Below are 9,730 nucleotides of genomic sequence, written 5' to 3'. Positions count from 1 at the left end.
AGTAGCTGTTGCCCCTGAAGAACCTCTTGTTGAAGAAGAAGTAGCTGTATCTGAGCTAGAGCCTGAAGTTCCAGATGCTGTTGAGGAACCTGTACCTGAGCCAGATGTTGTAGCAGTCGAAGAAGTACCTGTCGAACCGGTTGTAGTGGAAGAACAGGAGGAAGTAGTAGCTGTTGCCCCTGAAGAACCTCTTGTTGAAGAAGTACCAGTCGAACCAGTTATAGAGGAGGTTCTTGAAGAAGTAGTAGCTGTAGCTCCTGAGGAAACTCTTATCGAAGAAGTGCTAGCTGCTCCTGAACTAGAAGCGTCGGTATTGGTTGAGGAACCTGTACCGGACCTTGAAGTCGCAGCAGTCGAAGAAGTAATTGCAGAGCCTATGGTAGAAGAGGTTCCTATTGAAGTTAATGCTTTAGAGGAACCGGTAGAAGAAGTTGAAGTAAAGCCCGAGTCAAAATCTAAGCGTAAATCAAAATACAAACCAGAACCTATTATTGAAGCTGTCGTTGAAGCGGAAGCGCAAGTCGAAACTGTGATCGATGTGGCTGAGGTTGAAAAACCAATTATTGAGAAAGTAGTTGAACAGGCAGCGGTAGAAACTGAAGTCGAAGAAGTTGAAGCTACTCCTGAACCGATTGAGATCATTGCGGAAACGATTATTGAAGAGGTGATTGAACCGACGGAGGAAGTTGTCGTTGAAGCGGTAGCGAAAACCGAAACTGTGCTCGATGTGGCTGAGGTTGAAGAACCTGAGTCTGATACTGTAGAAGCTATTGAATCTGAACCAGTAGAGGCTGTTACGATTGAAGAAGAACCGGTTGTTGAGCCAGAACCAGAAGCAATCGAGACAGTCGAGGAGCCAGTAGTTGAACCGGAAGAAGAAGAGGCCATTGAAGAACCTATTGCTGTAGAAGCGCTTGCAGAAGAGGAAATAGCATCTATTATCGAGCCGGAATCTATTGCTGTTGAAGCTGTCGCCGAAGAAGAAATAGCACCAGAACCAATTCCTGAATCCGAACCAGTAATTACAGTAGAGGTTGAAATTGTGCCCGAGCTTGTAGCAGTTGCTGCATCAGTCGAGGAAGAATCGGCGCCAATTATTGAAGAGGAATTAGAGCCAGTTATGATGGCTGAGCCAGAGACTGAACCAGAAGCAGTGATTGTAGCGGAAACGGAAGTTCTTCCTGAGCCTATAGTTGAACCAGATCCGGTAATGGTTGTTGAGGCTGTTGAAGAAGAGGTTGTAACACCAATAGAAGTAGCGTCAGAACCTGAGCTGGTAATAGTTGCTGAGCCTGAACTGGAACCGGATGTTATTGTTGAGCCCGAGCCAGTCGTTGCTGAGGTTGTCGATGAAGAAACTGCGCCTGTTTTTGAAGAGGAATCAGAGCCAGTTATGGTGGCAGAGTCAGAGCCTGAACCAGAAGCAGTGATTGTAGTGGAAGCGGAAGTTGTTGATGTGCCTGTGATTGAAGCGGAACCGGTTGCTGTTGTGACTGTTGAAGAAGAAACCGTATCAGCGATAGAAATTGCCCCCGAACCTGAGCCAGTAGTAATTATTGAACCTGAACCAGAGCCACAACCCGAACCTGAGCCGGTAATGGTTGCACAACCTGTGCCGGAAATAACACCGTTTGGGAAGCCTTCGGTGCCGGAGCTGTCTCCGTTCGGGCCTCCGCCTGGTACTAGGGAACCGGCGATTTATATTGATGTGATTCAATCGGGGGCTTCTGTGATTTCGTGTCCATCTAATATTGGCGCGCCGCTTATCGAGTACACTGCGGGGGTAACACTTGACCCTGTCTCTGTGCGGTCTGTTACACTAGCGCTTGAGGGTATGCCATTTATTGCGATGGCGATACCTCAAATGCCTGAAATTGAAATTGTTGAAAATATGAGGAACCCGTTGGGCGGCTAGTTGGACGCCAGGGATTAATTGAATGTCAGAGATTTCAAGCTATAAGTGGCTTTATCATAATTTACCGTCGGACCTTATAATACAGTCGGAATATACCTGTATTCAAACGATGCCTTACGGCTATGAGCGGTTGGGATATCGCCTTTTGATCCCCCCTGATTGGGGAAAGCAGACAGGTTTTGCCCAACCGACATTCGAGCCAGGGAAGTTGACAACATTGGGGTTATTTACCTCGCCAGATGTGGGGATATCCCGCCGGATGGTGGCGGTGAACGTGATTAACGCGCCCTACCTCATCTCATGGCAGGATTGGCTTGTATGGTACGCTTGGCAAATAGGCGCGACAATAATTGAGCAGGGAAATGGTGTTGTGGCAGGGAATCAATATTTGGACTTACTTTTAGAAGTTCCGGATAATAATGGTCCGTTCAGTGTTAGAATACGAGCATTGCCTGATGCGACAGAGCTATTTATTTTAGAAGCCATCGCATGGAAGAGTGATTTCGATCAAATGGCTCAAGTTTTGGAGACGGCAGCAGTTTCTTTTGAACTGACACAGCGGCTTGGTGGTGAAGCTGAACAGGTTCAAGAGCTAGACCAGGATGGGGCAGGAGTTCGTTTTAATTATCCCGTCTCTTGGCAGCTTAGATGTGGGCAGATGCACAGACAGGATTCAGCCTGTATCTGGCTGCAAGCCTTTGAAGGAGATGGTTTAACCGGGCATTTAGGAGTATTCTCTATGCCTGTGCTGGAATCGGGGATCAGTGACCCCCAAGGTATGAGTAGTCGTTTTTGTGAATTGTGGCTTGCGCAAGGATATGTTGTCGAAGAAATGACTCCGTTTGAAGATACGGGAAACGGATGGCAGGAATATACAACGTCACTTATGGTCAAAGGGGTGCAAAACGAACTTCGAACTGCCCTCAAACAGGAAGGCCAATGCTGGCTGGCGGTAAGTATGATAGCGCCCTATGCGGTAGATAATCCACCAGGCTGGATGAGAGTTAAGCGAACATATGAGATAGTTAGAGATAGTTTGCGTAGAGAGTAGTATAAGAGGATAAAGGCTGATAGCTAACAGCTTTAATGAAACTCGGAGGCTTGTTATGTCAGAAGCGTTTCGGGCAGGAAAAGAATTTTTAGGAGCGGGATGGAGTTTTCCTCTAGGAATTAATGAAAGAGGAGGAATCTCGCTATCGACTGGCGAAACAGATATACAGGAGGCAATCCGGTTGATTTTGCTCACTGCTAAAGGTGAGCGTGTGATGCGTCCTGAATTCGGTTCGGACATTTATAAGTTGATCTTTGCTCCGAACAATGCCACGACTCACGGTCTGATGCGCTTTTATGTTTTAGAGGCGCTGGAGCGGTGGGAACCGCGCATCGAAGAAATTGAAGTCGATGTTAGACCGCATTCTCAAGATGAAGCTCAAATGTTGGTGAGCGTACGTTATCAATTACGCGGATCCAATCATGAGCGCAATTTGGTTTTTCCGTTTTATCTGATTCCCGGGGAGGATTAATCGATGCCACTACCTGCACCCAATTTAGATGATAGAAAGTTTCAGGACTTGGTAGATGAAGCCAAACGGCGCATTCCGCTGTATTGTCCGGAGTGGACCGACCACAATGTGAGCGACCCTGGGGTGGCGCTCATCGAACTATTCGCCTGGATGAGCGAGATGGTCATCTATCGCCTTAACCGCGTGCCTGAGCGCCATTACGTCAAGTTTTTGGAGATGTTGGGGGTGACCCTCAATCCTGGTCAAGCGGCCACCACTAAACTCACCTTCACTTTAAGTTCTCAACAACCCCATGCGGTGGTGATTCCTAAAGCCACTGAAGTAGCGACCCTGCGTACGGAGAGCGATGAAGCCATCGTCTTTAGCACTCAGGAAACGCTTAAAATCGTGGTTCCGCAACTCAAACATGTACTGATCCGCTGGATTAACCCCACTACCGGTCAACCCGATCGCTTTTATGAAGCTTCGAACTTCATACGCGAACAGGGGGCGATCTCGGCAGCGATGCTGGGACTGCCTGAGACGGCAGAAGAGGGGCAAGAAGAAACTAATTTTGCTGCTTTCCGCATTGATGATCCTAAAAAAGGACCTGATCCCGGCAATTCAGTCTATTTTGGGTTCGAAAACAATATCGAAAGCAACCTAATTATTCTTCGTTTGGAGTGTGCGGCAATTGGAGGGACGGGTATCGATCCGACCCGCCCACCGTTGGAGTGGCAGTATCGCCGTGAATCCGATGGGCAGTGGCGACCGATGGACTTGGCCTATGATACTACCGGTGGTCTGAACATTACCGGTGAAGTTGGACTTCACGTGCCGTCAGATATTGGGCGCACTGAAGTGGACCTTAAGACTGGTTATTGGCTGCGGGTTCGAACGATGGAAGCGCCGGCCAATTATCACTATCGCGAATCTCCGCGGATTTCAGGTGTTAGTGGGGAAGCGCGCGGTGGAACAGTTTCGGCGATTCATGCCACCCTTGAAGCCGATGAAATGTTAGGGGTAAGTAGCGGCAAACCGGGACAGTTCTTCAAAGTGCATAACATGCCGATCCTGCCATTTACTTCGAGTGAAGAGGTATTAGAAGTTGAAGCCGATGACATTCCGGGGACTTGGGATCGATGGGAACCGGTGGTTTCCTTTGCCGATTCTCAGCCCAATTCTCTCAACTATTTGGTCGATTACGTCAGTGGAGAGATACTTTTTGGTCCCTCCATTGGGCAGCAGGATGGAAGCGAACGCCAATATGGCAAAGTGCCGGAAAAGGGTAAACAAGTTCGTATAACCTATCGGCATGGCGGTGGGGTGAGTGGGAACCTTAGGGAAAATATGCTCACGCAGCTCAAGACCTCCATTCCGTATGTAGCATCAGTAACCAACCGTTATCCCGCTACGGGTGGAACCGATCCGGAAGAGCTAGAAGATGCGAAGATTAAAGGACAGAAGATGTTGCGCATTCAAGAGCGGGCGATCGTTCAGGAGGATTATGAAGAACTAGCCAAACGGTCTTCTTCATCCGTCCATCGAGCGATATGTGTACCCACTAGGCCGGCTGGTGATGGGGTGGACCTGACCGTTAACCCGCCACCTGGGGTAGTCCAACTTTTAGTTATACCAAAGGTGCCAAATCCCGCTTCACTTATTCCTCCGGAGCATTTGGTGCTTTCGGAGAAGATCAAAGAGGACATTCAACGCGAGTTATTTAGGCGTATGCCGCTTGGGGTCTATCTGAATGTGGGAACGCCCACTTACAAGAGTGTATGCGTGATTACTCGTATTAGCGTCCATCCGTTATATGATCCTGAAGCGGTTGTGGCGGCAGTTGAAGAGAAGCTCTATCGTTATGTCAATCCGGTCATCGGGGGGACGGAAGGAACGGGGCTACTTATTGGACGAGAACTCAGGTTGCCGGAAATCTATGCCGTCATCCATTCTGTCGAAGGTGTCCAATTTGCAGCCAATGTCGAGTTGTGCCAAATGAACTCAGACGGTACTCGCTCTGAGCCGGAGCCAATGATCCGTGTCAGTGATGACATGGCGATTTGCTCGGCTAAACATGAAGTCAGCCTATGGGTGGATGCATAATGAGCACTATTCAATCAGGCCAACAGAATAACTATGCTTTAGAAAGAGCAAGTACCTTTCTCGATCCTGTCGAGACTACCAGCATGCGTTATCTGCCTTCGATATTTCATAACGACATGCTCATGCAGCGTCTCTTAGCCATCTATGAAGCGCCGTTTGTTGATTTCATGCGTTTCTTGGAGACGCTATCATACTATTTCGACCCACGGATGACGCCGTCGAGTTTCTTGCCGTTTTTGGCGCAATGGGTGGCGATGCGCTTGAATGGGCGTTGGCCTGTGGAGCGTCAACGCGAAGTTATTATGCGCGCAGTCGAGTTATATCGCTGGCGTGGAACCGCTGAAGGAATAAAGCTTTTTTTGGAGCTACTGACCGGTCATGACTGTGAGATTTCGCAGACATTTAATGGGTTTCGATTAGGCATGGACTATTCCCGCATGGGTCGGGAAACGCTCATGGCTTCCGGGCCGGACCGCACATTTATTATCACGATTCATGCGCAAGTCACCGCGGAAGAAGAGATATTGATCCGCCAGGTGATTGAAGCCGAAAAGCCGGCTCATGCCGCTTATGAGCTTTGTCTTGAGGCGGGCCTTGACTTGTCTGCGCTGCCGAGCTTAGGTTTTTAAGAAAATTTAGGGAGAGGGGTTAGAAACGATGAGATTACCAAATGGGTTTGAACTTCCGTTTATGCGGGTTAAGCCGTTTAATGGTTTAATGATCGATGAGGGCGTCTGGCAGACCGACCAGTGCTATCATCGTGATCACGAACGTTTGCACAGTTTGATGTTGCATGGCGCAGGGGTAGTGCAGGGTTGTGAAGTTACGCAACGCGAACCCAATAGTCGAGCTGTGCGGGTGTATCCGGGAGTGGCAATCGATCCCGAAGGCAATGTGATTGTCATCGAAGGTGAAATCGATTTAGGCATCCAGGAGAACCTGGAAGGCCTCTTCTATGTGGTCGCGCTTTATCAAGATGCGGACATTGAAAACCGCTTTAGTCAGTTGCATGGCGGCAAAGAGTTCCCTACACGTATCCGTGAGGGCAAGCTCGTTTATGCATTGTTGACCCTACCGCCTAAACCGTATGTAGAGCTTGCGCGGGTTCAGATTAGTGGTCCTGGGGCCGATGTAAAAGTCACTAATGCCAAAGATGCGCTTCGCCCTAAACCCAACGAAATCGATTTGCGATTTCGTGTCAATGCTGACCCTTTGTCCAAAGGCACGATTGGGCTATGGCTCTATAGCGCAGATGGTAAAGAACCGGCGGTTTTTGAGGGAGTGCGCAATTGGGTGCGTGAGATTGAGATGACCTCTGGTCTTCGGGTTAAATTCCTGGGATTGGGCACTGAAGTGCCTGAGGAAGCCAGCCTTGTCTATGTGAACGCATCAGAAGCTGTCAAATGGGAAGCCGCATCGCTCAAAGCATTAATCAAACGCGGCGGGGTAGTGTTTGCCGATGGGGCAGGGGAAGCTTTTACTAAAGCTGCTGACGCCCTCGCTACTGAGTTGGGCGAAAAGCTCGGCGATGTAAAACGCGGACATGATTTGCTTAAAACCCGTCATCTCTTCTCTGATGCTCCGGAAGGGGCGGCTAAAGCTTCTGTAAAGGCTGGCAACGGGTTGGTAGTAAGTAGCGGAGATTATGGAACAGCCTGGCAGGGAGGCTCGAAAGAAAAAGGGCTTTCCCGAGAGGTCATCCGCGCCGCTTTGGAATTTGGAGTGAACGTAGCAGTATATGCCTATACACGGGTAAATCAAGTTATCTAGTAAACGAAATCCCGGGCGGGTGCTCGGTTTATAAAATTTCAGGAGGTCAACAATTTGGAGGGCAGTGGACAACAGGAGATGTTTCACACAAACATCTCACAATCGGAATTTGATTTAAATGCCGGCGCAACAGGTGCGGCAACTATTACAATCTCTAGTTCGGTGGGTAGTTCTTATCAGCTCAGCATCGATGGGCCGATCGATAAGAAATGGTATAGCATCCCGGTGGGGGATGTATGGGTCGACGGGGGCGGAAAGGGCCAACTTGAAGTTATATTCCAGCCACCGATGGATGTTCCGCCCGGCGATAATGTCTATAGTTGTCAAGTTGTCATTACTCCGTTGACAGGCGGAGATGCTGTGCGCCATACGGTGCGTTTAACTGTACGCGGCGCTCCAGGGCCGAGTTGTAATGTGATACCCTTGCGTCGTAGTGGCAAAGAAAGCACCTATAAGGTCACTGTTCTCAACACATTGCCTTTTGATGTTACCGTTGGCATGACGGCTAGAGACCAATTTACGGATAACCCAAAGGGCGGCTGCAAGTACTACTTTGACCGCCAAACCTTTAGGTTGTACAAGAACAGTTCAGAAGATGTTTCGCTGACAGCTCGTCCAAAGAGACGCCCCTGGTTTGGACTCACATCCGGGGTGGATTTCAAGGTCGAAGCAACTCCTGATTCGCAGATGTACAAGCCTGCAGTGGCTGAATCCAAAGCCTATGTCTCCCCTGCGCCTCCGTGGTGGCTGGTTGCTCTAATCCTAATTGTGGCTGTAATCGGTATTTGGAAGCTGATTCCAAGGCAAGATCCATGGGCGGGTACACAGCTTCTTGATCCAGGTGGACGTATTGTCATGTTTGTCGCTCCTGATCAACTTTCATATGACAAAAAGACTGGGAAGGTTCTCGGGAAAAATAAAAAGCCAATTCCAACTGTAATCGGTAAGCCATTAAGTGATAAGGGTGATGTGAATTTTGGCCAGAGTGCTGTTGGCGGCTCAGGAGTTGAACTCCGGTTTGTGGTTCGAAATGATTGGCCCAAAACCGGTGATCCATCCTATTTGCGAACGAACCTGCTTAAAGTCGAGGGTGATCCTTCCTTCTCGGTCGTTGAGGTTGAGAGCGATCCGACCCATCCGACATTCCTGAAGCGTTTGAATCCTCAGCAGAGTCATTTCTTTGTTGTTAGATTTAAACCGACAAGCCCAGGTTCAGTCAAAGCCATACTTTATCTGAGCAACTCAGGCTATTGGAATGATCCAGGTGGTCAAGTTTTTGACCGTCGCCATATCCAGATTAGCTTAACAGGCGAGGGTAAATAAGGCATATATTAGAAAAGGCCAGGAACTATAGTGTTCCTGGCCTTTTGTTTTACCGCTTACCCTCGGCGTTTATGTCGAATACTTAGGAAGGATCCGGTTAGGAACATACCTAAGATTGATAGTGATGCAGGTTCCGGTACAGGTGGTGTGCTGTTCTGTGTCGTAATATTAAGCTTGACACCACAATTGTAGTAGTGGCAATCAGGGTCGAACCCGATCCCGAAATTATTGTTTGATAGATAACTTTTTAGAGTATTAACAAGTCCAAGATCGCTAAATCGGTATGATAAATTTGCAGTGCCTGGTCCTGGATCTTCATAGTTGGCTATTAAAGGACCTGCGCCGGCAAAGTTGTCCCCACCGCCCTGATTATCCCAAGTAGCTTTAGACCCTACTGGCGCATTATCAAGCAGATGTATATAGAGATGATCATTAGACTCATTTGTCCAATCGTCAATTTTACTGATTGTGAGGACAGCGTCAAGGATTACTTGGTTGCTTGGGACTATCCAATTAATACCCCATGTGAAGTAATTGTAATGATCCAAGTCACTTAGATCGTTCGGGGTTGGCACAAAGTTATAGCTATAAGTAGTGGTTATTGCGAATGCTCCGCTGAACATACATAGAGTCAGACCTATTAACAAACAGTATTTAGAGAATTTCATGTAAATACCTCTCATCTATATTTTTATTCATGCATGCTGTCAAGCGTTTCCTTAGCTCAGTTGACATACACAATTAGATGTAAATGCAGGAATCGGACCAAATGTGCTAGGAACGTGTAAATCCGGAAGAAGTACGGGGATGATGAAATAAAAAAATCCTTCCCTTTGGATAAAGAGAAGGAAATGAAGAAGGAAGGAGTTTTCATGTATGACTGAGAAATATATTAATTAAGCGGCAAAAAAGTGATTTGGTATCTTTAGAGCGTTCCATTTCTTAAGGGCTTGCTCGGCTTCACATAAGTAAAGCGGATCGACTACGACGTAACCATTTAAAGGTGTGCTTACACGAATATCGGCTGGCGCTACTTCAAAAAACGCTTCAATATTTTGTGCTTCCAACAATGTTAGCATCCATAATGCTTGCTGGATAGAACACGACTGGCCGA

9 protein-coding genes are annotated in these 9,730 nt (G+C 48.0%); 7 read left to right on the top strand and 2 right to left on the bottom strand.

The window, feature by feature from the left end:
• From WCO51_05480 to WCO51_05450, 7 genes are all read left to right on the top strand, one after another.
• The coding region (locus WCO51_05480) for a hypothetical protein (GenBank protein ID MEI6512712.1) at nucleotides 1–1,915 on the top strand (1,915 nt) is incomplete at its 5' end.
• Nucleotides 1,916–1,937: 22 nt separating this feature from the next.
• On the top strand, nucleotides 1,938–2,966 hold the full coding sequence (locus WCO51_05475; GenBank protein MEI6512711.1) for a hypothetical protein: 1,029 nt from the start codon (nucleotides 1,938–1,940) through the stop codon (nucleotides 2,964–2,966).
• A gap of 55 nt (nucleotides 2,967–3,021) precedes the next feature.
• Entirely contained in the window at nucleotides 3,022–3,438 is a 417-nt protein-coding gene (locus tag WCO51_05470; GenBank protein MEI6512710.1) for a GPW/gp25 family protein, read from the top strand.
• A gap of 3 nt (nucleotides 3,439–3,441) precedes the next feature.
• On the top strand, nucleotides 3,442–5,523 hold the full coding sequence (locus tag WCO51_05465; protein MEI6512709.1) for a putative baseplate assembly protein: 2,082 nt from the start codon (nucleotides 3,442–3,444) through the stop codon (nucleotides 5,521–5,523).
• On the top strand, nucleotides 5,523–6,152 hold the full coding sequence (locus WCO51_05460) for a phage tail protein (GenBank protein MEI6512708.1): 630 nt from the start codon (nucleotides 5,523–5,525) through the stop codon (nucleotides 6,150–6,152). The genes WCO51_05465 and WCO51_05460 overlap by 1 nt, the downstream gene beginning before the upstream one ends.
• A 28-nt stretch (nucleotides 6,153–6,180) precedes the next feature.
• Entirely contained in the window at nucleotides 6,181–7,293 is a 1,113-nt protein-coding gene (locus tag WCO51_05455) for a DUF4159 domain-containing protein (GenBank protein MEI6512707.1), read from the top strand.
• Nucleotides 7,294–7,347: 54 nt separating this feature from the next.
• Nucleotides 7,348–8,616: a hypothetical protein gene (locus WCO51_05450; protein ID MEI6512706.1), complete on the top strand. Its 1,269-nt coding sequence runs from the start codon at nucleotides 7,348–7,350 to the stop codon at nucleotides 8,614–8,616.
• 56 nt (nucleotides 8,617–8,672) lie between these two features.
• Here WCO51_05450 and WCO51_05445 read toward each other — a convergent pair whose 3' ends face one another.
• The gene (locus WCO51_05445; protein ID MEI6512705.1) at nucleotides 8,673–9,284 is read right to left on the bottom strand and encodes a PEP-CTERM sorting domain-containing protein; all 612 of its coding nucleotides are present in this window, start codon (nucleotides 9,282–9,284) and stop codon (nucleotides 8,673–8,675) included.
• A 228-nt stretch (nucleotides 9,285–9,512) separates the two neighbouring features.
• A partial coding sequence (locus WCO51_05440; GenBank protein ID MEI6512704.1) for a hypothetical protein occupies nucleotides 9,513–9,730 on the bottom strand: 218 nt, incomplete at its 5' end.

The sequence above is a fragment of the bacterium genome (genome assembly GCA_037131655.1).
In the GTDB taxonomy this organism is placed as follows: Bacteria; Armatimonadota; Fimbriimonadia; order Fimbriimonadales; family JBAXQP01; genus JBAXQP01.
Note: the sequence above shows the minus strand (reverse complement) of the source record. Positions and strands in the feature narration are given on the sequence as shown.

Coding starts and splice junctions, on each gene's coding strand:
- WCO51_05475 (MEI6512711.1), top strand. CDS start 1,938: ATGTCAGAGATTTCAAGCTATAAGTGGCTTTATCATAATTTACCGTCG.
- WCO51_05470 (MEI6512710.1), top strand. CDS start 3,022: ATGTCAGAAGCGTTTCGGGCAGGAAAAGAATTTTTAGGAGCGGGATGG.
- WCO51_05465 (MEI6512709.1), top strand. CDS start 3,442: ATGCCACTACCTGCACCCAATTTAGATGATAGAAAGTTTCAGGACTTG.
- WCO51_05460 (MEI6512708.1), top strand. CDS start 5,523: ATGAGCACTATTCAATCAGGCCAACAGAATAACTATGCTTTAGAAAGA.
- WCO51_05455 (MEI6512707.1), top strand. CDS start 6,181: ATGAGATTACCAAATGGGTTTGAACTTCCGTTTATGCGGGTTAAGCCG.
- WCO51_05445 (MEI6512705.1), bottom strand. CDS start 9,284: ATGAAATTCTCTAAATACTGTTTGTTAATAGGTCTGACTCTATGTATG.